This is a genomic window from Vibrio sp. 1249-1 (assembly GCF_033340495.1).
Window position 1 is genome coordinate 1 of the sequence record NZ_JAWOWJ010001224.1, and the last position, 505, is coordinate 505.

Sequence of the window (505 nt, forward strand, 5' to 3'; positions counted from 1 at the left end):
TGGGGATGATAAGGAGAAAAGTGGCGACAAACGTCGCCACTGCTCTAAAATTTGAAAAACTCAACATAGCTCCAATCGACTGAGTAACTGCACACCGTAATCATTGTTCGCCGTTATCTCAGCGACGCGTTGCTCACCTTGATAACGAATTTCTACATCTAAATCTGGTTGTGGCAGCAATCCTTGCCCTTTTTCAGGCCATTCAACCAAGCAGATCGCATCATCTGTGAAGTAATCTCGGATCCCCATGAATTCCAATTCTTCCGGATCCGCCAATCGGTAAAGATCAAAGTGGTAAACCTGCCACTTATCTAATTGGTAAGGTTCGACAAGCGTATAAGTCGGACTTTTCACGTTTCCTTGATGCCCAAGAGCACGGACAAAACCACGACTGAAGGTTGTTTTACCTGCACCTAAATCACCCTGCAGATAAATAGTGGTTTGTTGAGAACAAAGTTGAGCCAGCTCGGTGCCCAGTGCTACCGTTTCTTGCTCATCTTTTAAA

1 protein-coding gene is annotated in these 505 nt (G+C 45.0%); it reads right to left on the reverse strand.

The genetic code is table 11. From position 1 onward, the window contains the following. Positions 1 to 60: 60 nt before the first annotated feature. A partial coding sequence (tsaE, locus tag R7Z50_RS31395) for a tRNA (adenosine(37)-N6)-threonylcarbamoyltransferase complex ATPase subunit type 1 TsaE (protein ID WP_318150261.1) occupies positions 61 to 505 on the reverse strand: 445 nt, incomplete at its 5' end.